This window comes from Streptomyces sp. JJ66, from assembly GCF_019303495.1.
In the GTDB taxonomy this organism is placed as follows: Bacteria; Actinomycetota; Actinomycetes; order Streptomycetales; family Streptomycetaceae; genus Streptomyces.
Genome location: NZ_JAEVFI010000005.1, coordinates 1 through 21,199, shown reverse-complemented (window position 1 = coordinate 21,199; position 21,199 = coordinate 1). Strand labels below are relative to the sequence as shown.

Here is a 21,199-nt window from a genome sequence, read left to right as displayed (position 1 = left end):
TGTTCCTCACCCGTCCCGATGTGTGCCCGCTCAGCTCGCCGCGGCCAGCTTGGCCGCGGAGTCGGCGTCCACGCACGCCTGGATGACCGCGTCGAGTTCGCCGTCGAGCACCTGGTCAAGGTTGTACGCCTTGAAGCCCACGCGGTGGTCGGAGATCCGGTTCTCCGGGAAGTTGTAGGTGCGCACCCGCTCGGAGCGGTCCACGGTGCGGACCTGGCTGCGGCGCGCGTCGGACGCCTCCCGATCGGCCTCCTCCTGGACGACGGCCAGCAGCCGGGCGCGCAGGATGCGCAGCGCCTGCTCCTTGTTCTGGAGCTGGCTCTTCTCGTTCTGGCAGGAGACGACGATGCCGGTGGGCACGTGGGTGATGCGCACCGCGGAGTCGGTGGTGTTGACCGACTGGCCGCCCGGGCCGGACGAGCGGTAGACGTCGATACGCAGGTCGTTCGGGTTGATCTCGACGTCCACCTCCTCGGCCTCCGGCAGCACCAGTACGCCCGCGGCGGAGGTGTGGATGCGGCCCTGGGACTCGGTGGCCGGCACGCGCTGCACGCGGTGCACGCCGCCCTCGTACTTCAGCCGCGCCCACACCCCCTGGCCCGGCTCGGCGTTCGCCTTGGCCTTCACGGCGACCTGGACGTCCTTGTAGCCGCCGAGGTCGGACTCGGTGGCCTCGATGATCTCCGTCTTCCAGCCCTGGCGCTCGGCGTAGCGCAGGTACATGCGCAGCAGGTCCCCGGCGAACAGGGCCGACTCGTCGCCGCCCTCCCCCGCCTTGACCTCCAGGATCACGTCCTTGTCGTCGCTCGGGTCGCGCGGGACGAGCAGCAGGCGCAGCCTGTCCGTCAGCTCCTCGCGGTGCGCCTGGAGCTCCTTGACCTCCCCGGCGAACTCCGGGTCGTCGGCGGCCAGCTCGCGGGCGGTGTCGATGTCCTCGCCCGTGCGCTTCCAGCTCCGGTAGGTCGCGACGACGGGCGTCAGCTCGGCGTAGCGCTTGTTGAGCTTGCGGGCCCGGGCCTGGTCGGCGTGGACCGACGGGTCGGCGAGCTGCTTTTCGAGGTCGGCGTGTTCGCCGATCAGTTCCTCGACCGCCTCGAACATCGTCAGGTTCCTCTGGGTGCGGGAAGGGGGTGGGCTGGCGGTGACGACGACAAAGCGCCGGTCCCGCACCCGCCGGGCGGCGGGCCGGGAACCGGCGCTGAACGTCGCTACTTGGCCGCGCTCTTCTTGCCGAAGCGGGCCTCGAAGCGGGCCACGCGGCCACCGGTGTCGAGGATCTTCTGCTTGCCGGTGTAGAAGGGGTGGCACTCGGAGCACACGTCGGCACGGATGGTGCCGTCGCTGACGGTGCTACGGGTGGTGAACGACGCGCCACAGGTGCAGCTGACCTGGGTCTCGACGTACTCCGGGTGGATGTCGCGCTTCACGGTGTCTCCTAGGGATCGGGAGGGCGCCGGGTCGCCGTCGCGGACGCGGGGCGTGAACCGGGGCCGACGGACCAGTCTGCCACTACTGGGGCCGCACCTTCAAAACGCGCTCCCGCTCACCGCTATTCCGGGCCGCGTTCAGCTGGGCGGACCGACGGCGCGGGGTGCCCCCGTTTCGTCCCTTGCGCGATTCAGCCCGTCCGGCGGGTGAGGACAGGGGCGAAGTCGCTCCCGGGGGGTGTGAGCCCCAGTTTCGGGAAGGTACGGGACAGGGCACTTGCCAAGGTGCGGGGCAGGGCACTTGCTCCGGAAAGGGCCGAAGGGCCACCCGGCGAGGGCGGCCCTTCGGGGGGTGAGGGGGCGGAGCTGCCCCCTCAGTCGCCGTTGCCCGGCATCGGCGTCTTCTGCTGGATCTGCATCAGGAACTCGGCGTTGGACTTGGTCTGCTTCATCTTGTCCAGCAGGAGCTCGATCGCCTGCTGCTGGTCCAGCGCGTGCAGCACGCGGCGGAGCTTCCACACGATGGCCAGCTCGTCGCTGCCCATGAGGATCTCCTCCTTGCGGGTGCCGGACGCGTCCACGTCCACCGCGGGGAAGATCCGCTTGTCGGCGAGCTTGCGGTCGAGCTTGAGCTCCATGTTGCCCGTGCCCTTGAACTCCTCGAAGATCACCTCGTCCATGCGCGAGCCGGTCTCGACCAGCGCGGTGGCCAGGATGGTCAGGGAGCCGCCGTCCTCGATGTTGCGGGCGGCGCCGAAGAACTTCTTCGGCGGGTACAGGGCCGTGGAGTCCACACCACCGGACAGGATGCGCCCGGAGGCCGGGGCCGCCAGGTTGTAGGCGCGGCCGAGGCGGGTGATGGAGTCCAGCAGGACCACCACGTCGTGGCCCAGCTCCACCAGGCGCTTGGCGCGCTCGATGGCCAGTTCGGCGACCGTGGTGTGGTCCTCGGCGGGGCGGTCGAAGGTCGAGGAGATGACCTCGCCCTTGACCGACCGCTGCATGTCGGTGACCTCTTCCGGACGCTCGTCCACGAGGACGACCATCAGGTGGCACTCGGGGTTGTTGCGGGTGATGGCGTTGGCCACCGCCTGCATGATCATGGTCTTACCGGTCTTCGGCGGGGCCACGATCAGACCGCGCTGCCCCTTGCCGATGGGCGAGACCAGGTCGATGATCCGGGTGGTCAGCGCACCGGGGTCGTTCTCCAGGCGCAGGCGCTCCTGCGGGTAGAGCGGGGTGAGCTTGGTGAAGTCCGGGCGCTGACGGCCGGTTTCGGGCGACATGCCGTTGACGGAGTCCAGCCGCACGAGCGCGTTGAACTTCTCGCGGCGCTCCCCCTCGCGGGGCTGGCGCACTGCACCGGTGACGTGGTCGCCCTTGCGCAGGCCGTTCTTGCGGACCTGGGCGAGGGAGACGTACACGTCGTTCGGCCCCCACAGGTAGCCGGACGTGCGCACGAAGGCGTAGTTGTCGAGGATGTCGAGGATTCCGGCGACCGGGATGAGGACGTCGTCCTCGGCGATCTGCGGCTCGAACTGCTCGTCGCGGCCCCGGCGACCCCGGCGGTCGCGGTAGCGGCCCCGGCGACCTCGGCGGCCGCCGTCGAAGTCGTCATCGTCACGGTTGTCGCGGTTGCCCTGACGGCCGCCGCCCTGCTGCTGGTTCTGGCCGCCGTCGCCCTTGCCGCCGCCGTCGCCGCCCTTGCGGCCACGCTGGCGCTCGCGCTTGGACTGGCGGTCCTGCTGGCCCTGGCCGCCCTGACCCTGGCCGCCGCCCTGGCCCTGGCCGCCGCCCTGGCCCTGCTGGCCCTGGCCCTGCCGGGCGTCGCCCTTGCCGGTGTCGCCCTTGGCCTCGGCCCTGGGCTCGCCCTTGCCGGTGTCGGGCTTCGCGTCGGCGTCCTTGGCCGGAGCGGCCTTGCCCTCGGCGGTGTCGGCGCTGGCCTGGGCCGTGCCGTCGGCCGGCTGGTCGGCGCGGACCCGGCCGCGACGGGTGGCGCCGCCCTGCGGGTCGTCGCTGGCCGGCTGGCCGGGGATGTCGATCTGCTGCTGCGCGGACCGCTCCCGGCCATCGGCGCCGTCGGTCTTCCCGGCGCCGTCCGCGGCCTCGTCCGCGCCCGTGCGGGCCTTGGAGGTGGTCCGGCGCTTGGGCTTGGTCTCGGCGGCATCCGGCGCGGGGGCGCCGTCGCCGCCGGAGGTGGGCGCTGCGCCGCCACTGGCGGCCTGCTTCTCCTTGATGACCTCGATCAGCTGGCTCTTGCGCATGCGCGCGGTGCCCCTGATACCGAGAGAAGAGGCGACCTGTTGCAGCTCCGCCAGGACCATGCCCTCAAGGCCGGTGCCGGAGCGGCGCCGCCGTCCGGCGGTGCCGGAGGGAGCACCGGAGGCAGGCGCGGCAGAGGCGTCCGTGGCGGGCGCGTCGGCGTTCACGCCCATCAGATCGGTGGTGTCGCTCACGAAGGGTCCTTCCCTGGAGCGGACGTCGGCCTGTCAGGCTCGGCGACCGGTCGTGCTGTCCGGCTGCGGTCCTGGATCGGTGGACCGGGCCGGGGCGGTGGTCCCGCCTGTGCGTACGGCGGAGAATCAAACGCGTCACAAAGGTGTGTGGCGCTTGGCGCGACAGGCTGACCTGCGAGGTTCGCGCCGGTTCCGGGGCAGGCTCGGCACTGCTCGGCATGCTGCTCGGACAGTGTGGATGGCTCCCGGAAGAAAGAGTGGCCCCGGAAGGGGACGCGTGCACCGCACCGGTACGGCTGCGGATGCAGACTTGAGGTTAACACTGCCGGCTCTTCCAAACATTCCCCCAGTCCGGACCAGACAATCGTGTCACTGCCCCTGGCCGGTGCGCGGACGCGGTTCCCCGGCGCCCTGCGGGGCGCCGTGCGCGTCCGTCAGCGGCAGCACCGCCGCACCCCCCAGGTCCAGGGCCAGGCGGTTCGCGGTCCAGCCCGCGCCCGCCGCCCTGGCGATCTCCTCGGCCTGGCCGGCCGATTTCTCCTCCGCCAGCGCCAGCACCGTGGGCCCGGCGCCGGAGATGACCGCCGGGACGCCCTCGGCGCGCAGCCGGCTGATCAGCTCGACGCTCTCGGCCATCGCGGGCGCCCGGTACTCCTGGTGCAGCCGGTCCTCGGTGGCGGGGAGCAGCAGCTCCGGGCGCCGGGTGAGCGCTTCGACGAGCAGGGCCGCGCGGCCCGCGTTGGTGGCGGCGTCCACGTGCGGGACGGTGCGCGGCAGCAGGCCACGGGCCGTCTCGGTGAGCACCGGCTTGCCGGGCACGAAGACGACCGGGACGACGCCGGGCGCCGGGTCCATCCGGATGGCGCGGGCCGCGCCGCCGTCGGTCCAGGCGAGGGTGAAGCCGCCGAGCAGGCAGGCGGCGACGTTGTCCGGGTGGCCCTCGATCTCGGTGGCCAGCTCCAGCAGGGCGGTGTCGTCCAGCTTCTCGGGACCGCCGGTGGTCACCGCGCGGGCGGCGACGATCCCGGCGCAGATGGCGGCCGAGGATGAGCCCAGGCCACGGCCGTGCGGGATGCGGTTGGCGCACACGATCTCCAGGCCGCGCGGCTGCCCGCCGAGCAGGTCGAAGGCGGTGCGCAGCGAGCGCACGAGCAGGTGGCTCTCGTCCCGGGGCAGGGTGTCGGCGCCTTCGCCCGCGATGTCGAGGTGCAGCCCCGAGTCGGCGACCCGGACCACGACGTCGTCATACAGGCCGAGGGACAGGCCGAGGGCGTCGAAGCCGGGCCCGAGGTTGGCGCTGGTGGCGGGCACCCGGACCCGGACGGCGGCGGCGCGGAACGCTGGACCGGCCATCTGGCGGTGACTCTCCTTGGTTGGTGGATGGAGCGAAGCCCCGGCTCTGCCGCCGTGGGAAGCGGCGCCGCGCGTGGTGTGGGGACACGCGGCATGGGCCGGCCCATGGCACAGGCGTGCGCGAAGGGCGGGGGCTGGGGACAGCCTAGCGAAGGAAGCTTCCGTCGCGACACAGGGCGCACAAGCGGCGCACGATGCGTGTCGTCCTCCTGCCCGTGCTCCCGGGCCGCCGGGGCGGCGTGCGGGCGGCTCAGCCCGGCCACGCGCCGGGCCAGGCTGAGCTTCCGTAGCGGCCGGACGGCCCGCCACGGCCGGTCACCCGGCCGCGGTCGGGGCGGCGTCAGGCCAGGCCGAGCCGGGCCGCGGCGGCGGCCGCGTTGACCGGGACGGTGACGGGCTGCGGGGCACCGGCGACGGCCCAGTCCGGGTCCTTCAGCCCGTTCCCGGTGACCGTGCACACGATGCGCTGGCCGGAGTCCACCAGGCCCTGTTCGGTGGCCTTGAGCAGCCCGGCCACCGAGGCGGCGGACGCGGGCTCCACGAACACGCCCTCCTGGGAGGACAGCAGGCGGTAGGCGGCGAGGATCTGACGGTCGGTCACCTCGTCGATGCGGCCGCCGGACGCGTCCCGCGCGGCCTCGGCGAGCTTCCACGACGCGGGGTTGCCGATGCGAATGGCGGTGGCGATGGTCTGCGGGTCCTTCACCGGCTCGCCGCGCACGATCGGCGCGGAACCGGCGGCCTGGAAGCCCCACATGCGCGGGGTGCGCGAGGAGACGCCGTCGGCGGCGTACTCCTGGTAGCCCTTCCAGTAGGCGGTGATGTTCCCGGCGTTGCCGACGGGCAGGATGTGCAGGTCAGGGGCGTCGCCGAGGCGGTCCACGACCTCGAAGGCGGCCGTCTTCTGGCCTTCGATGCGCACCGGGTTGACCGAATTGACCAGCGCGACAGGGTAGTTGTCGGACAGGCCACGGGCCAGGGTGAGACAGTCGTCGAAGTTGCCGTCCACCTGAAGGATCTTGGCGCCGTGGACGAGGGCCTGACCCATCTTCCCGAGTGCGATCTTTCCCTGCGGCACCAGCACCGCGCACACCATCCTCGCGCGCACCGCGTAGGCGGCGGCCGAGGCGGAGGTGTTGCCGGTGGAGGCGCAGATGACGGCCTTGGCGCCCTCCTCCCGGGCGCGCGAGATCGCCATCGTCATGCCACGGTCCTTGAAGGAGCCGGTCGGGTTGGCGCCCTCGACCTTCAGGTACACCTCGCAGCCGGTGCGCTCGGAGAGCACCTGCGCGTGCACCAGCGGCGTGCCACCTTCGCCGAGGGTGACCACCGGCGTCGCGTCGCTGACCGGGAGCCGGTCGCGGTACTCCTCGATGATCCCGCGCCACTGGTGGGTGGCCGGGCGGACGGGGTTGGCGGTTGCGGACATGCTGTTCATTCCCCTTCGACCCGCATGATGCTCGCGACGCCGTGGACGGTGTCCAGGGCGCGCAGTGCCTCGACGGTGGCGGCGAGCGCGGCGTCCGAGGCGTGGTGAGTGACGACGACCAGGGAGGCGTCGCCCTCGACGCCCTCCTTGCCCTGCTGGCGGACGGTGTCGATGGACACCCCGTGCTCGGCGAAGACCAGCGCGCACTGGGCCAGCACGCCGGACTTGTCGGCCACGTCCAGGCTGATGTGGTAGCGCGTGACGGCCTCACCCATCGGGCTGACCGGCAGCTGCGCGTACGCCGACTCGCCCGGCCCGCGGGCGCCGCCGACCTTGTTGCGACAGGCGGCGACCAGGTCGCCGAGTACGGCCGAGGCGGTGGGCGAACCGCCCGCGCCGGGGCCGTAGAACATCAGCTGCCCGGCGGCCTCGGCCTCCACGAACACCGCGTTGTACGCCTCGCGCACCGAGGCCAGCGGGTGGGCCAGCGGGATCATCGCCGGGTGGACGCGGGCGGTGACCGAGCGGCCGTCGGCGGCCCGCTCGCAGATCGCCAGCAGCTTGACGGTGCAGCCCATGCGGCGCGCGGAGGCGATGTCGGCGGCGGTGATCTCGGTGATGCCCTCGCGGTGCACCTCGTCCAGGCCGACGCGGGTGTGGAAGGCGATCCCGGCGAGGATGGCGGCCTTGGCGGCGGCGTCGAAGCCCTCGACGTCGGCGGTCGGGTCGGCCTCGGCGTAGCCGAGCGCGGTGGCTTCCTCCAGCGCCTCGGAGTAGCCGGCGCCCAGGGTGTCCATGCGGTCGAGGATGAAGTTGGTGGTGCCGTTGACGATGCCCAGGACGCGGTTGACCTTGTCCCCGGCCAGCGACTCGCGCAGCGGGCGCACCAGCGGGATCGCACCGGCGACGGCGGCCTCGTAGTACAGGTCCACGCCGTGCTTCTCGGCCGCCTCGTGCAGGGTGGGGCCGTCCTGGGCGAGCAGCGCCTTGTTCGCGGACACCACGCTGGCGCCGTGCTCGAAGGCGGTGGTGATCAGCGAGCGGGCGGGTTCCAGGCCGCCGATGACCTCCACCACGACGTCCACGTCCTCGCGGGCGACCAGGCCCTGGGCGTCGGTGGTGACCAGGTGCTCCGGCACGCCCTCGCGCACCCGGCCGGGCCGCCGCACCGCGATCCCGGCCAGCTCCACGGGGGCCCCGATGCGGGCGGCGAGGTCCTCCGCGTGCGTCGTCATCAGGCGCGCCACCTCGGAGCCGACCACTCCGCAGCCCAGCAGCGCCACCTTCAGCGGACGCGTACGCATCATCTGACCTCGCCTCTCAGCCTCTCGGCACGGTGTGTACTTCGCTCACCAGTCTCACGCACCGGACCCGGGATTCCGCCCCGGGTCCAGCATGTGAAATGTGTCTCTCACTCTGCGTGCACCCCGCGCTGGAGGCGCCCAGCCGTTCAGTCCACGTCGAGCCGCAGCAGGTCTTCCTCCGTCTCCCGGCGGACGATCGGGCGGGCCGTCCCGTCGGCGACGGCCACGACCGGCGGGCGCGGCACGTGGTTGTAGTTGCTGGCCATCGAGCGGCAGTACGCGCCGGTCGCCGGGACAGCGAGCAGGTCGCCGGGGGCGAGGTCGGCGGGCAGGAACGCGTCGCGCACGACGATGTCGCCGCTCTCGCAGTGCTTGCCCACCACCCGGCTCAGCATCGGCGGTGCGGTGGAGGTGCGGGAGGCCAGCGTCACCGAGTACGCGGCGTCGTAGAGCGCGGTGCGAATGTTATCCGACATGCCGCCGTCCACGCTGACGTACGTGCGCAGGTGCGGGAGCGGCTTGACGGTGCCCACCTCGTACAGCGTGAACGTCGTCGGCCCGGCGATCGCCCGTCCCGGCTCCACCGACAGCCGGGGCACGGCCAGCGAGGCCAGCTCGCACTCACGGCGCACGATGTCGGTGAGCGACGCGGCGATGTCCTGCGGCGCGCTGGGATCGTCCTCGGGGGTGTAGGCGATGCCCAGGCCACCCCCGAGATCGATCTCCGGGAGTTCGACGCCGTGCTCGTCGCGCACGTCGGCCAGCAGGGCGACGACGCGGTGGGCGGCGACCTCGAATCCGGAGGTGTCGAAGATCTGCGAGCCGATGTGCGAGTGGACGCCGACCAGCTCCAGCCCGTCCAGCTTCAGGGCCCGCCGCACGGCTTCGGCGGCCTGCCCGTCGGCGAGCGGGATGCCAAACTTCTGGTCCTCGTGCGCGGTGGCGATGAACTCGTGGGTGTGGGCCTCGACGCCGACGGTCACCCGCAGCTGCACCTTCTGCCGTACGCCCCGCTGTGCGGCGAGGTGGGCGACGCGGGCGATCTCCTGGAAGGAGTCGAGCACGATGCGGCCCACCCCGGCCTCGATCGCGCGGCGCAGCTCGGCGGTGGACTTGTTGTTGCCGTGCAGCGCGATGCGCTCGGGCGGCATCCCGGCGGCCAGCGCGGTGGCCAGCTCGCCGCCGGAGCACACGTCCAGGTTCAGGCCCTCCTCGCGCAGCCAGCGCACCACCGCGCGGGAGAGGAACGCCTTGCCCGCGTAGAAAACGTCGGCGTCCGGGCCGAAGGCGTCGCGCCAGGCGCGGCAGCGGGCGCGGAAGTCGGCCTCGTCCAGGAAGTAGGCGGGGGTGCCGAATTCCTCGGCCAGGTCGGTGACGCGCAGGCCGCCGACGGTGAGCACGCCACGGTCGTCACGGACGGCGGTGCCCGGCCAGACGCGGGGGTCGAGCGCGTTGAGGTCAGCGGGCGGCGGGGCGTGGTGGGCCTCGGGCAGGACGTCGGCGTGACGGGGCCCGGCGGGGTGGGCGGAACGGCTCATGGTCTCTTCGGTTCCTCAGACGTGTTCGGGTGCGCTGATGCCGAGCTGGGTCAGGCCGCCGGCCAGCACCGTCCCGGTGGCCTCGGCGAGGGCCAGGCGGGCGCGGTGGGCGGCCCCGGGTTTCTCGTCGCCGCTGGGCAGCACGGGGTGCGCCTCCAAGACGTCGAGGAAGGCGTCCGCGGTGTGCACCAGGTGCCGGGCGCGGGCGGCGGGGTCACGGCGTGCGGCCACCCGGTCGGCGTCGGCCAGCAGGGCGGTGAGCGCCTGCTCGGCGCGGCCGGTGCCGGGGCCGGGTGCGGCGCGGAAGCCGAGCGCGCGGGCGCCGGTGCGCAGCGCCCGGGTGCGGGCGTGGGCGTACTGGACGCGGAACAGGGGGCTGTGGGCGCGGCGGGCGTACGTCAGCGGGGCGCCGGTGAGGTGCGCCCATCGGGTGGCGTCGCGGGCCGGGTCCTCGGGAAGCCGCTGAGGTGCGGGGCGGGCCAGCAGCGCGGCGACGATGCCGGGCCGGGCGTCGGCGTCCAGGGTGAGGTTGAGGAAACCGGGGCCCGCGACCTCGACGGCGGCCAGGCCCGGCGCGTGGGCCAGCTGGGCGCGCAGCACGGCGGCGACCTCGCGGGCGGGACGGGCCAGCGCGGGCGCGAGGCGCAGGGCGAGGTTGGAGGCGTAGTCGGCGTCCCCGTGCGGCGGACGGCGCAGGGTGACCTTCGGCGGCAGCGCGGCGGGCCCGGGCAGCGTCCCGGCGGCCACGGCACGGCGCAGGGCGGCGTGCAGGGTGCGCGTGAGCTGGTCGGGGGTCACGGAAGCCAGGTTAGGGACGCCGGTGCGGTGGGGCGAATCCGTTTCACCCTCAGGGACGCCGCGCCACCCGCTCCGCATTTCCGGCCACCGAGGGTGACGAGCCTGGTGGTCCTGACGACCCTGACGGCCAGGCCCCGCGCCGCCCGCGCACGCCGGGGCGGGCCAGGCGGCGCACCAGGTGGACCAGGTCGGCCGGGTCGAAGGGCTTGCGCAGGAAGGCGTCCACCCCGCGCGCCGGACCCAGCTGGGTGCGGGCGCTGACGACGGCGACCGGGACGTGCCGGGTGCGCGGGTCGGCGTACAGGCGCTCGGCGGTGCGCAGCCCGTCCAGGTGCGGCATGACGATGTCGAGGGTGATCACGTCAGGGCGGACGCGGTGGGCGAGGTCGAGGCACGCGACACCGTCGGTGGCGGTCAGCACCTCGAAGCCCTCCAGCTCCAGGTTGACCGTGATCAGCTGCCGGATCACCGCGCTGTCGTCCACGACGAGCACCCGGCCGGATGCACCTGCCACTCGGCCAGCGTAGGCGGCGCGCCGTCGCCCCGTCCGGCGTTTGCCCGTTTCGGTCCGCTCCCGCATCGCGGCGTGCTCGGCGCCGGGCCGGTGGCGGCGGGCGGGCGTACGTCACGCGTCCCCGACGGCGGCGCTCCCGCGCGCGGCGATTCGGCCCTGGAGCCGGGCAGTTGACGCACGTACCGTTCTGGCCGGAGCGCGGCCCGGTCTCCCAGCCGGTGCCGGTCAGCCCGCCGCCGCCCGGCACCAGCGCGCTGCCGCCCGCGTGCGCCCTGCCACCCGCGTGGGGAACTACCGTTATGCGGAAGGCGTTGGGGGTGAGGACCCTGACCGTCCACCGAGGCACCCCGCCGTAGGGGTGGCCGCTTCGGCACCTTAGGTTCTGCGGTGGGTAAGCCGGAACTCCGAGGCGTAAAGGCACTGCATGCATTCCGTCACTCTGGCCCTTGAGGGCGAACCCTCTGGCGGCATCGCGGGCTGGGCGACCGGCCTGGTCGAAGCCATGGGCGGCCCCGGGGCAGGCATCGCCATCGCCCTGGAGAACCTGTTCCCGCCGCTGCCCAGCGAGATCATCCTCCCGCTCACCGGCTTCGCCGCGGGCCAGGGGGTGCTCAGCCTCGCCTCCGCGCTGTTCTGGACGACGCTGGGTTCGGTTGTCGGGGCCACCGCGCTGTACTGGCTGGGGGCGCTGCTGGGCCGGGAGCGGATGTACGCGATCTGGGCGCGGCTGCCGCTGGTCAAGGTCTCCGACCTGGCGAAGACGGAGGCGTGGTTCGCCAAGCACGGCCGCAAGGCCGTCTTCTTCGGGCGCATGGTGCCGATCTTCCGCAGCCTGATCTCGGTGCCCGCCGGTGTGGAGCGCATGCCGCTGCTGCTGTTCCTGGTGCTGACGTCGCTGGGCAGCGCGATCTGGAACAGCGTGCTCGTGCTGGCGGGCTACTGGCTCGGTGACCAGTGGCACGTCGTGGAGAACTACGTCGGCGTGTTCTCCAAGGTGGTGCTCGCGGCCGTCGTCGTCGCCGTCGTCGTGTTCGTCGGCCGTCGGCTGCTGGTCAAGCCCGCCCGCTCCGGGAGCGGCGGCCGCCACCGCCGCACCTGACCCGGGGTGGCGCCGCGAGCACGGCGCGGGCGCCGGAGACGGCCGGAACGCATCCCCACATGGTTCCGGCCGCCCGCGCCCGTGCCGTGCTCGCGGGTTCTTACTGGTTCTAGACGCGCTGCCAGAGTGCGGGGACGTTCGGCGGCTCCCAGCCCGTCTGCGCGCGGTGACCCTGGCGGCAGCGGTAGGTCGCGCCACCGTAGGTGACCGTGTCACCCGCCTGGTACTGCGTGCCCGCCGCCCACGTGCCGCCCGGCGGGTCGCCGGGGTCACCCGGGTCGCCCGGGTCACCGGGGTCACCCGGGTCGGTGGTGGTCTTCAGGGTGAGGCCGTAGGCCGACAGGATCTCGTTGACCGGCTGGTGGTACGTCGTCCCGCCGGTGCGGCAGTTGCCGGAACCGCCGGAGGTGACGCCCTGGGCCTGGCTGCCGGAGATGTAGGAGCCGCCGGAGTCGCCGGGCTCGGCGCACACGCTGGTGCGGGTCACGCCGGTGATGGTGCCCTCCGGGTAGGTGACGGAGGTGTTGTGCTGCTGGATGGTGCCGCAGTGCCAGCCGGTGGTGGAACCGGAGCGGCAGATGGACGCGCCCACCGGAGCCTGGGTCGATCCGGTGACCTGGATGTTCTGGCCGCCGGAGCCCTTGACGTAGGGCGTCGCCGTCCAGCTGCTGTTGGTGGCCACCCACGCGTAGTCGTTGCCGGGGAACGACGAGCCCTGGAAGGTGCCCTGGGCGGCGCGGTTGTAGCCGGAGGTCGTGGTGCCGACGCGGCCGCAGTGGCCCGCCGTGGCGAAGCCCTGCTGCGTGCCGCGGGTCACCGGGAAGCCGACGGAGCACCGGCCGCTGGAGCCCATGTAGTACGCGTCGCCGCCGCGCAGGTCGTACAGCGGACGCGGCGCCTCATCGGAGGCGACGACACGGACGAGGCTGGCGTCGGCGCCGCTGTCGGCCACGAAGGCGCGGGCGTCGGCCGGGTCCGGGGCGTGCACGACCACGGTGTTGGTGGTGACGTCGATGTACCAGACGCGGGCGGCGGGCGCCTCCTCCAGCGCGGCGGCGTCCAGGGTGGCCTTGGCGGCCTCCAGCTCGGCCAGTCCGTGCGGGACCACCTGGGCCCGCGCACCCCCGTCGGTGATGCGCGAGGCGTCGGCCGGGTCGCTGGTGGCGACGGTCAGGTGGGCGTCGTCCCCGCTGACCCAGGCGCCCGCGAAGGTGTCACCGAGCGCGGTGCTCAGGGTGCGGGCGTCGGCGGTGGCCCGGCTTTCGGCCGCGAGCCGCTGCCGGGCCCCGGCCTCGGTGAGGCCGAGGTCGCGCTGCAACGCGTCCAGCAGGCGCGGATCGACGTCGGCCGAGGCGGACGGGGTGGAGGCCGGGGCGGGATCGGCCGCCGCGGTGGCCTGAAGCCCGGTGGCCGACAGTGCGCCGACCGCCAGCACGGCGGCGCAGGCGGCCTTGACGGATCTGTGGAGCATGAGTCATCTCCTCGGTTTCGGGGGGTGCCCGAAACGCTAGCCGTGAGCACGTCAAGCAGAGGAGAGACCAGTTCGCCCCTGCCCTGGCGTTATGACCACCGCCTCACCCGGGTCGGCGCCACCGGACGGCCCGGTTCCGCACGGGACCACCGGCCCGGCGCACGGCTTTGACGGCGGCACTGACCGGCGGACGGCGGTGGCCCGGCGGTCACTCCAGCCCGGTGCACGGCGACGGCCCGGCGGGGGGCGGGGGCATGGCGGGGACGCCCCGGACTCCGTCCGGGTGGTGGGTGAGCCAGGCGGTGTAGCTGGCGCTGCGGGCGGCGGCGTCGGCGTGCGCGGCGCGGGCGTGGCCCAGCACGGCCGGGGCTGGCACCCCGGCGCAGGCGGACGCCGCGTCGGGGTGCCAGCCGATGAGGTGCCGCCAGGACAGCGGCGTCCCGGCGAGCGGTCGCGTCACCAGGCCCGGCGTCGGGGGAAAGGTGGCCCGGCACAGCCCCACCGCGCGACCCACCCGCACTAGGTGGACGCAGGCGGCGGTGTCCGTCTCGTACACCCCGGCCGGGGTGAACCCGGCGCGGGCGCAGGCGGCGGCGAAACAGTCGGCGAAGCATCCGTCCCCGGGCACGTCGGTCCACGTCGCGCCCGCCAGTTCCGCGAGGGCGATCTCCGTCCGCCCGGCCAGCACGTGATCCTCCGGGAGCATGACGAAGACGGGATCGACGGCCACCACCCGCCACACGAGTCCCTCCACCCCGGGTGGCGCGCTGTCCCCGCAGGCTCCGGCCAGCGCGAAGTCCAGCCGCCCCGCGCGCACCGCCTCGGCGAGCACACGCTCCGACCACGACGTCTGCGTGGTGACCGGCACGCCCGGGTGCGCGGACGCGAGCCGGTCCACCAGCCCGCCGAGCAGCGGCCCGTGCGTCCCGCCCAGCCGGAAGCCCCGTGCCTGCCCGCCCCCGCGCGCGAACCGCACGGCCTCCTCCTGCAACGCCGCGACGGCCGGGAGCACCACCCGGGTACGGTGCAGTACCAACTCCCCCAGCGCCGTGGGCCGCACACCCTGCCGCGACCGTTCGAACAGCTGCCCGCCGAGCATGCGCTCCACCCGCTTGAGCTGGGCGCTCAGTGCCGGTTGCGCGACGCCCAGCGCTGAGGCGGCCTTGGTCAGGCTGCCCGCCTCGGCCACCGCGCGGACCACTCGCAAGTGCCGCAATTCCAGCTCCATCCCCCGAGCTTGGTCCAGACCACACCTCACCGACAAGGCTCGTGCGGCGACCAGCAGCACGCGGGAACCGCACGCGCGTCAAGGTGCGAAGGTGCGGGCGGCGTGAGCGCTCGTGCCGCGAGCCGTCAGGCGCCGCCCGGGGTGCGCTTCCGGCCCGCGTGGGCGAGGGGCCGGCGCCCCGGACAGCCCCGATCCGCCAGTGGGGCCGGTGCCGCGCGGCCATGCCATCCCGGGTGCCCGGGGCGAGGCCGTCGGAAGTAACCCGGGGACCGAGGGGGTATGGCTAACGCGCCGGACGGGCAGACCGTCCGGCATGCTCGCCCCAGAGTGACGACCGCTGTGAGCGCGGCAGGGGGTGAACTGAACTGCGCTGAAGGTATTGATTTCTGTCGCGTATGCCGCCGCCGACCACGCTGCCAGCGGTAGCAGACCGGGGGGTGATCGCGATGGTGAAGACACGGTCACGGAACAGGGAAAATCCGATCAGCGGGTGTTCAAGGTGCCGCTGGCGGAGAGCGATGAGCGTGAGCCACACGACACCGGTAAGCAGGGTCAGGGCGGGCAGGACCGGGATACGGTCTGCCCAGGCCGCTCCGGAGCCTGCGCCCGCGCCGTCCGCGCGAGCGCCATCCTCATCGCCCGCGTCCGGAGCGGTCTGAGTTGCGGCGACAGGGTGCTGGGCGCGGCCCGACGGGTGGGTTTCGGCCCGCGCGGTGCCGCGGTCAGGGGGTCGGGCCGAGCGGCCACTGCCCGGCCAGCGCTTGGTCCACGAGCTCGGTCAGTTCGGTGAGCTGGAGGCGCTCAGCGGGGTGGAAGTCCTGGGCGTCGATGGTGGCACGCAACCGGGTGAGCGCGGCGGCGACGGGTGTTTGCCGTCCGGGGGCAACGCTCCAGGCGAGTTCGCGCAGCAGCATCGCGATACGGGACAGGACAGCGGGTTCGGCAGCGCCGTAGCGCATCGGCTGGGCCACCGCCAGGTCCAGCAGGTCCTCCAGGTCCGGGCGTCGCAGTACCGCCCTGATCTGCTGATCGTCGTCACACAGCAAGCGGGGGCCGAGGTCATGCCGTGCCAGCTCACACAGCAGCGCGGAGGCATGAGACAGGGCATGGACGGCGGTCGTCGGATCGTTGACTCCCGGGGAGAGGGCTTTGGCCGCGACGTCGGCGAACTGCCGCAGCCCCAGGGCGACGTCCTGACGGTCGGTGCGTTCGGGTCCGGTGGTCAGCGCCCCGGCGACATCCGCCGTCAAGCGTGCCGGGATATCGGGCGCGAATGACCCCCCGTCGCGTGGCCAGGCGGCGCCTACGGGCGTGCCGGTGATCAGAGAACTGCCGGGAGAGCGGTTGATGAACACGACGGCGTCGGATTCCACCGCAGCCCGCAGCAGTGTCCCCTCGTCCACAGCGGTCAGAAAACCGGACGCTCCGACGGTCAGGAGCAGCGCGTTCGCGGGCGGTTCCGGCGGGAGGCCACGAGGGTCCCCGGCGGCGTGACTCCCGTGCGGCTCACCCCCGCCCTCCGGAGCGTCCGGCTCCTGCGGCTCCGCTGGAAAGACGCGGCGGATCGTGCGCTGCGCGGCGGTGTGGACGCTGCTCATCATCGTCTCGATGCGGATCTCGCGCGCCAGATGCGATAGGAAGAGCACCAGGGCGAGCACGCTGGTCAGCGTGAGCATGAAGGCCACCGTGACGGAGACCTGAGGGACGAAGCCGGTCCGCCCGTCCTCCCCGGTGCGCACGGTGCGCAATACGGTCAGGGCGTACGTGAACGTGGCGAGGAAGAGTGCCAGAGTCGTCTGGACGTACCGGTCCGCGGCGAAGGTCCGCAGCAAGCGCGGGGAGAACTGGCTGCTGGCCAGTTGCAGCGTCAGCACCGTGAGCGAGAACGTCAGCGCTGTGACCGTGATCATGGAGCCAGCGATGGCCCCCAGGACCGAGCGCGCGGCATCCGCGTTGCCGCCGAAGAGGTAATCGTCCAGCCCGGCGGGCATGTCGTACTGGATACGCTTGTCCACCCGCGGCATCCCCACGCCCGCGACGACGGCGAGCCCGACACCCAGCGTCGGCAGCGGCCACAGCTGCGCCCGGAGCGTGTCACTCACCGGCAGCACCAACAGGACGACCAGACAGCCCGAAGGGGCCTTGGGGACAGCGGGAGGGAGCAGGCAGCGCGACATCAACCACGGTCTCACGCTACCGGCCATGACGAGCCCAGCACACGGGAAAACGCTGCCCCAGAGCATCCCGTCCCGCCGAGCGTGCCCTGGTACGCGACGGTTCAGCCGTCAGGGCGCGGCACCCTGACGCGTAGCCAGCGGCCCTGAGGAGAGGCCCGCGAACCGCATGATCACCGCCGCACTGGAGGGGGCGGGACAGGGGTGAGGGTGAGTCGCGAGCGTCGAGGATGAACGACAACGGGTGGTACTCGGTGAGACTGAGTACCACCCGTTCTCGTGGGTTCCTGCCCTGGCCAGAGCCTCGATACGGCTTACCGACCTGCAAGTACCCCCGGCAGGATTCGAACCTGCGCACACGGCTCCGGAGGCCGTTGCTCTATCCCCTGAGCTACGGGGGCGTGGCTGCCTGGTGGCGGCGACGGGTCAAACCTTACCAGCTCGTGCGGCGTGGTCAGGAACCCGTTTCCCCGGTGGCGGCGGTGGTGATCGTGGCGGTGACCTCGGCGCGGCGGGCGGCTTCCTCGGCGGCGAAGCGGCTGGCGTCCAGGCGCTCGGCGATCTCCTCGTCCTGGGTCATCAGCGCGTCGAGGCTGGCGTCACCAAGGTCGAGGACACCGAGGTCGAGGTAGGCGCGCTGGAGGCGTTCGCCCCACAGGCCGATGTCCTTGACGCAGGGCACGATGCGGCTGAACAGCAGCTTGCGGAACAGGCGCAGGTAGGCGGACTGCTCGCTGTAGGTGTCGGCGAGGCGGGGCGGGATGCCGAAGTTCTCCAGCACCTCGGCTCCCTTCAGGCGGTCGCGCATCAGGTAGCAGCCCTCGATGACGAAGTCCTCGCGCTCGCGGCGTTCGGCGTCGGTGAGCTGGCGGTAGTAGTCGCGCAGGGCCATGCGGCCGAAGGCGACGTGCCGGGCCTCGTCCTGCATGACGTAGGCGAGGATCTGCTGCGGCAGCGGCTTGTCGGTGACGTCGCGCAGCATGCCGAAGGCGGCCAGGGCCAGCCCTTCGATGAGCACCTGCATGCCGAGGTAGGGCAGGTCCCAGCGGGAGTCGCGCAGGGTGTCGCCGAGGAGGGTCTGGAGGTTGTCGTTGACCGGGTAGACCAGGCCCAGCTTGTCGTGCAGGAAGCGGGCGTAGATCTCCGCGTGCCGGGCCTCGTCCATGACCTGGGTCGCGGAGTAGAACTTGGCGTCGAGATCGGGGGCGGATTCGACGATACGGGCGGCGCAGATCATGGCACCCTGCTCGCCGTGCAGGAACTGGCTGAACTGCCAGGAGGCGACGTGCCGGTGCAGCTCGGCGCGGTCCCGTGGGGCCAGGCGGTCCCAGTGCGGGGTGCCGTGGAGGGCCAGGGCCTCGTCGGGGAGGCCGAGGGCGTCGTAGGGGTCCACGTCCTGGTCCCAGTCGATACGCCGGGCGCCGTCCCACTGCTTGTCCTTGCCCTTCTGGTAGAGGGCCAGGAGGCGGTCGCGGCCGTCGTCGTAATCCCAGGTGAAGCGGGCGGCGCCGGTGGCGGGGACCTGCCAGCCGGGGGCGTCGGGGGCCTTCGCGTACAGGTCGTGCGTCGACATGGGTGCCTCCGTGGAGCCTCATGGTGCGACGGGGGGCGGATGTTCACCGCCGGCGGCGGGCGCTGCGCACGCGTGCGGGCGACCCGCGTGGCCCCGCAGGGCGGTATCTTCGTCAACTAGACGTGGAGAGCAGGAGTTTGGTGGCAGGGTCACACGGGTTCGCGGCGGCGGTCAACACGTCGCGAATGAGGGGTTGACGTCGTTGCTGACACGCTGTCTCATAAAAGCACCACAGGCGTGACCGCCGGTAACCAGCGCCGCGCTCCCGTACCGCAGTGAGGTGCCCCATGACCGCAGTTTCCGACACCGGGACCGACTTCACCCTCCTCCACGACGCGCTCGGCCAGCTCAAGGACCGTGAGCAGATCGCCGAGCGCCTGCTGGAGTCTTCCCGCAAGCACTCCTTCGATCCGGACACGGAGCTGGACTGGGACGCGCCCTTCGAAGCGGGCAAGTGGTTCTGGCCACCGGAGCTGGTGTCGCTCTACGGCACCCCCATGTGGCGGCGGATGACCGAGGAGCAGCAACGGGAGCTGGCCCGGCACGAGGCCGCCTCGCTCGCCTCGCTGGGCGTCTGGTTCGAGGTGATCTTGATGCAGCTGCTCGTGCGGCACATCTACGACAAACCGCTGACCAGCCGACACGTGCGGTACGCGCTGACGGAGATCGCCGACGAGTGCCGCCACTCGATGATGTTCGCCCGCATGATCGAGCGCGCTGGTGCCCCCGCCTATCCCGTGCGCAGGCTGCACCACAACCTCGCGCGGGTGCTGAAGACGGTCTCCACCACGCCCGGCTCCTTCGCCGCGACGCTGCTGGGCGAGGAGATCCTCGACTGGATGCAACGGCTGACCTTCCCCGACGAACGTGTGCAGCCACTGGTGCGTGGGGTGACGCGCATCCACGTGGTGGAGGAGGCGCGGCATGTGCGGTACGCGCGTGAGGAGCTGCGCCGCCAGATGGTCACCGCGCCGCGCTGGGAGCGGGAACTGACCCGGCTCAGCTCGGGTGAGGCCGCCCGGGTTTTCTCCCTCGCCTTCGTCAACCCGCAGGTCTACACCGACGTAGGGCTGGACCGCCGGGAGGCGGTGGCACAGGTCAAGGCCAGCGCGCACCGGCGCGAGGTGATGCAGTCCGGCGCCAGGCGGCTGACCGGCTTCCTGGACGAGATCGGCGTGCTGCGCGGTACCGGGCGGCGTCTGTGGAAGAGCTCCGGCCTGCTGGCCTGATCTGCTGGCCCACCCGCGTGACGCCCGGGGGCTCCGGACGCCTGACGCCCGGGCTCCGGACGCCTGACCGGCCCGCTAACGGCTGACCGGGACCCGGGCGGTTACGCTGCGGCCATGTCCGCCCCGGCCTACCGACGACTGAGCGTGGAACAACGGCGCAGCCAGCTGATCGCGACCGCGCTCGGCCTGTTCGCGCACCGCGCGCCCGAGGACGTCACCCTCGACGACGTCGCCGCCGAGGCGGGGGTGTCCCGGCCGCTGGTCTACCGCTACTTTCCCGGCGGCAAACAGCAGCTGTACGAGGCCGCGCTGCGCGGTGCCGCTGACCTGCTGGAGGGCTGCTTCGAGGAGCCGCCCGCCGGGCCGCCGTCGCTGCGGCTGGTCAACGTGCTCGACCGCTACCTGGCCTTTGTGGAGGAGCACGCCGCCGGGTTCACCGCACTGCTCGCGGGCGGCAGCGTCGCCGAGACCTCCCGTACCACCGCCATCGTGGACGAGGTGCGGCGCGCGGCGGCCGACACGCTGGCCCTGCACCTCCAGGTGCCGCCGACGGCCACCCGGGTGCGGCTGACGCTGCGCACCTGGATCGCCGGGGTGGAGGCGGCGTCGCTGATCTGGCTGGACGAGGGCAAGCAGCCGCCGCGCGCGGAGCTGCGCGACTGGCTCGTGGACCAGTTCATCGCGCAGTTGCTGACCACCGCCGTTCAGGACGAGGAAAGCGCGGACGTCGTGCGGCGGGCGCTCGCGCAGGAGAACCGCGACAGCCCCGCCGGTGTCCTGACGCGCCGCGTCCTGCCCGTCGTGGCCAGCGCCGAACATCTGCTGTGAGACTGGTCCGGTGAGGAGCGAGGAGACGGTGTTCGTCGGCGGACCGCTGGACGGACGCGTGCTGGAGGTACTGGTCGGCCCGACGGGGCGCCCGCCGAAGTGGTACGAGGTGCCGGTACCCGACGCCGGGGGCGGGCCGCCGCTCGTCCACGCCTACCGCCTGGAGCCCGCGGGAACCGGCAAGCTGGGGCTGCCGCGTGGCTGGCGGTACGTCTACGCGCCACAGGGGCGGCCGCCGCGCGTGCGCTGGCCGTGGGGGTCCGGACGCTGAGGCCCGGGCTCCGGTGCGCCCCGCTCGCGACGCGCGGGCTCCCGGTGGGCTCGCGCGTCCGGCGGCCTAGCGGGGCGTGGGTGCCGCAGCGCGGCCTACGGTCCGCATCGGCGCGGGCGGCAGGCGGGCGAGCCGTCGGTGGCGGGCGCACCGCTCCCTGGGCGGGTGATTTCACTGGGCCGAATCGCCCAGCTTCCTGACGACAATATGACTGCGCGGCGGGTGCATCCCCTCTTGTAGAACGTGGGAGGTGAGGCCGTGTCAGCACGTGCGGCACGTGGCGCCCCGAAGACGGGTCGGCGCGGGCGACGGATCGGCGGAGTGTGTGCCGCCACGGCGGTGGTCGTGGCGCTCACCGGACCGCTGCGGCCCACGCCGCTCCCGGCCACGGCGGCACCTGCGCCCGCACCGCCGTCCCCTGCCGCCTCGTCCGGGCCGTCCGCCCCGTCCGCGCCCGCCCCGGCCGTGTCCGGCGCGCCGTCCGCGCCCGCCGCGCCTGCCTCGCCC

At 73.0% G+C, this 21,199-nt stretch carries 17 protein-coding genes and 1 tRNA gene; 4 read left to right on the top strand and 14 right to left on the bottom strand.

What is annotated here, in order from left to right; translation table 11 throughout:
- Positions 1–30 precede the first annotated feature (30 nt).
- The 9 genes from prfA to JJV70_RS04860 form a co-directional block, all read right to left on the bottom strand.
- Positions 31–1,101, bottom strand: coding sequence for a peptide chain release factor 1 (prfA, locus tag JJV70_RS04900; RefSeq protein ID WP_219046459.1), 1,071 nt, complete (start codon positions 1,099–1,101; stop codon positions 31–33).
- A gap of 107 nt (positions 1,102–1,208) precedes the next feature.
- The gene (rpmE, locus tag JJV70_RS04895; protein WP_219046458.1) at positions 1,209–1,427 is read right to left on the bottom strand and encodes a 50S ribosomal protein L31; all 219 of its coding nucleotides are present in this window, start codon (positions 1,425–1,427) and stop codon (positions 1,209–1,211) included.
- 374 nt (positions 1,428–1,801) lie between these two features.
- Positions 1,802–3,883: a transcription termination factor Rho gene (rho, locus tag JJV70_RS04890; RefSeq protein WP_219046457.1), complete on the bottom strand. Its 2,082-nt coding sequence runs from the start codon at positions 3,881–3,883 to the stop codon at positions 1,802–1,804.
- Positions 3,884–4,252: 369 nt separating this feature from the next.
- Positions 4,253–5,236 carry a homoserine kinase gene (gene thrB, locus JJV70_RS04885; protein ID WP_219046456.1) on the bottom strand — a complete coding sequence of 328 codons (984 nt, stop codon included), beginning with the start codon at positions 5,234–5,236 and terminating at the stop codon, positions 4,253–4,255.
- 340 nt (positions 5,237–5,576) lie between these two features.
- A complete protein-coding gene (thrC, locus tag JJV70_RS04880; RefSeq protein ID WP_219046455.1) occupies positions 5,577–6,665 on the bottom strand; it encodes a threonine synthase in 1,089 nt (362 codons plus the stop codon).
- A 5-nt stretch (positions 6,666–6,670) separates the two neighbouring features.
- Complete coding sequence (locus tag JJV70_RS04875) at positions 6,671–7,972, bottom strand: homoserine dehydrogenase (RefSeq protein ID WP_219046454.1); 1,302 nt, start codon at positions 7,970–7,972, stop codon at positions 6,671–6,673.
- A 143-nt stretch (positions 7,973–8,115) separates the two neighbouring features.
- Positions 8,116–9,507, bottom strand: a complete 1,392-nt coding sequence (gene lysA / locus JJV70_RS04870) for a diaminopimelate decarboxylase (protein ID WP_219046453.1) — start codon at positions 9,505–9,507, stop codon at positions 8,116–8,118.
- A 15-nt stretch (positions 9,508–9,522) separates the two neighbouring features.
- Entirely contained in the window at positions 9,523–10,305 is a 783-nt protein-coding gene (locus JJV70_RS04865) for a DALR anticodon-binding domain-containing protein (RefSeq protein WP_219046452.1), read from the bottom strand.
- Positions 10,306–10,354: 49 nt separating this feature from the next.
- Positions 10,355–10,885, bottom strand: coding sequence for a PleD family two-component system response regulator (locus JJV70_RS04860; RefSeq protein ID WP_219046451.1), 531 nt, complete (start codon positions 10,883–10,885; stop codon positions 10,355–10,357).
- Positions 10,886–11,243: 358 nt separating this feature from the next.
- Here JJV70_RS04860 and JJV70_RS04855 point away from each other — a divergent pair, with 358 nt between their 5' ends.
- Positions 11,244–11,918 (top strand): DedA family protein, encoded by a 675-nt coding sequence (locus JJV70_RS04855; protein WP_219046450.1) that lies wholly within the window; start codon positions 11,244–11,246, stop codon positions 11,916–11,918.
- 109 nt (positions 11,919–12,027) lie between these two features.
- Here JJV70_RS04855 and JJV70_RS04850 read toward each other — a convergent pair whose 3' ends face one another.
- The 5 genes from JJV70_RS04850 to JJV70_RS04830 form a co-directional block, all read right to left on the bottom strand.
- Positions 12,028–13,389 carry a carbohydrate-binding protein gene (locus tag JJV70_RS04850; protein ID WP_219046449.1) on the bottom strand — a complete coding sequence of 454 codons (1,362 nt, stop codon included), beginning with the start codon at positions 13,387–13,389 and terminating at the stop codon, positions 12,028–12,030.
- A gap of 208 nt (positions 13,390–13,597) precedes the next feature.
- Complete coding sequence (locus JJV70_RS04845; RefSeq protein WP_219046448.1) at positions 13,598–14,617, bottom strand: LysR family transcriptional regulator; 1,020 nt, start codon at positions 14,615–14,617, stop codon at positions 13,598–13,600.
- 722 nt (positions 14,618–15,339) lie between these two features.
- On the bottom strand, positions 15,340–16,719 hold the full coding sequence (locus JJV70_RS04840; protein ID WP_219046447.1) for a DUF2254 domain-containing protein: 1,380 nt from the start codon (positions 16,717–16,719) through the stop codon (positions 15,340–15,342).
- 401 nt (positions 16,720–17,120) lie between these two features.
- A tRNA-Arg gene (locus JJV70_RS04835) sits at positions 17,121–17,192 on the bottom strand.
- A 53-nt stretch (positions 17,193–17,245) separates the two neighbouring features.
- Positions 17,246–18,364, bottom strand: a complete 1,119-nt coding sequence (locus tag JJV70_RS04830) for a ferritin-like domain-containing protein (RefSeq protein WP_219046446.1) — start codon at positions 18,362–18,364, stop codon at positions 17,246–17,248.
- 287 nt (positions 18,365–18,651) lie between these two features.
- Here JJV70_RS04830 and JJV70_RS04825 point away from each other — a divergent pair, with 287 nt between their 5' ends.
- The 3 genes from JJV70_RS04825 to JJV70_RS04815 all read left to right on the top strand — a co-directional run bounded on the left by JJV70_RS04825 (position 18,652) and on the right by JJV70_RS04815 (position 20,692).
- The gene (locus tag JJV70_RS04825) at positions 18,652–19,593 is read left to right on the top strand and encodes a diiron oxygenase (RefSeq protein ID WP_219046445.1); all 942 of its coding nucleotides are present in this window, start codon (positions 18,652–18,654) and stop codon (positions 19,591–19,593) included.
- Positions 19,594–19,707: 114 nt separating this feature from the next.
- A complete protein-coding gene (locus JJV70_RS04820; RefSeq protein WP_219046444.1) occupies positions 19,708–20,421 on the top strand; it encodes a TetR/AcrR family transcriptional regulator in 714 nt (237 codons plus the stop codon).
- A 10-nt stretch (positions 20,422–20,431) separates the two neighbouring features.
- Positions 20,432–20,692, top strand: coding sequence for a hypothetical protein (locus JJV70_RS04815; protein WP_219046443.1), 261 nt, complete (start codon positions 20,432–20,434; stop codon positions 20,690–20,692).
- Positions 20,693–21,199: the final 507 nt, after the last annotated feature.

What these genes read in the sequence shown, in the direction of transcription:
- thrC (WP_219046455.1), bottom strand. Translation starts at nt 6,665, where the DNA reads ATGTCCGCAACCGCCAACCCCGTCCGCCCGGCCACCCACCAGTGGCGC.
- JJV70_RS04830 (WP_219046446.1), bottom strand. Translation starts at nt 18,364, where the DNA reads ATGTCGACGCACGACCTGTACGCGAAGGCCCCCGACGCCCCCGGCTGG.
- JJV70_RS04825 (WP_219046445.1), top strand. Translation starts at nt 18,652, where the DNA reads ATGACCGCAGTTTCCGACACCGGGACCGACTTCACCCTCCTCCACGAC.
- JJV70_RS04860 (WP_219046451.1), bottom strand. Translation starts at nt 10,885, where the DNA reads ATGCGGGAGCGGACCGAAACGGGCAAACGCCGGACGGGGCGACGGCGC.
- JJV70_RS04855 (WP_219046450.1), top strand. Translation starts at nt 11,244, where the DNA reads ATGCATTCCGTCACTCTGGCCCTTGAGGGCGAACCCTCTGGCGGCATC.
- lysA (WP_219046453.1), bottom strand. Translation starts at nt 9,507, where the DNA reads ATGAGCCGTTCCGCCCACCCCGCCGGGCCCCGTCACGCCGACGTCCTG.
- prfA (WP_219046459.1), bottom strand. Translation starts at nt 1,101, where the DNA reads ATGTTCGAGGCGGTCGAGGAACTGATCGGCGAACACGCCGACCTCGAA.
- JJV70_RS04875 (WP_219046454.1), bottom strand. Translation starts at nt 7,972, where the DNA reads ATGATGCGTACGCGTCCGCTGAAGGTGGCGCTGCTGGGCTGCGGAGTG.
- JJV70_RS04845 (WP_219046448.1), bottom strand. Translation starts at nt 14,617, where the DNA reads ATGGAGCTGGAATTGCGGCACTTGCGAGTGGTCCGCGCGGTGGCCGAG.
- JJV70_RS04820 (WP_219046444.1), top strand. Translation starts at nt 19,708, where the DNA reads ATGTCCGCCCCGGCCTACCGACGACTGAGCGTGGAACAACGGCGCAGC.
- thrB (WP_219046456.1), bottom strand. Translation starts at nt 5,236, where the DNA reads ATGGCCGGTCCAGCGTTCCGCGCCGCCGCCGTCCGGGTCCGGGTGCCC.
- JJV70_RS04850 (WP_219046449.1), bottom strand. Translation starts at nt 13,389, where the DNA reads ATGCTCCACAGATCCGTCAAGGCCGCCTGCGCCGCCGTGCTGGCGGTC.